At 69.5% G+C, this 302-nt stretch carries 1 pseudogene; it reads left to right on the forward strand.

From position 1 onward, the window contains the following. A pseudogene (locus QN357_RS19375) lies at nucleotides 1-302 on the forward strand (HNH endonuclease); the annotation flags it as partial.

Genomic DNA, 302 nt, shown 5'->3' on the forward strand with positions numbered 1-302 from the left:
CGCGCCCGGCGGGTGCGGGACGTGCTCGATGAGGCCGGCATCGCCGCCCGCGAGAAGGCCGTCTACGACGACCGGTCCCTACGGTTCTGGCGACTCCACACCGGGCAGGTGCGCATGGTCGGGTTGTTCGCCCCGGAAGACGGCGAGTACCTGATGAGTACCTACGACGCCATTACCAGTCCCCGCCGGGGCGGGGTGCGCTTCGTGGACAAGGAGCAGGTCGCGTGGGCGAAGCGGGTGCAGGACGACCCGCGCACCACCGAACAGCTCACCGCGGACGCGTTCCTGGCCCTGATGAAACT

This window comes from Cryobacterium sp. RTC2.1 (genome assembly GCF_035018685.1).
GTDB lineage: Bacteria > Actinomycetota > Actinomycetes > Actinomycetales > Microbacteriaceae > Cryobacterium > Cryobacterium glucosi.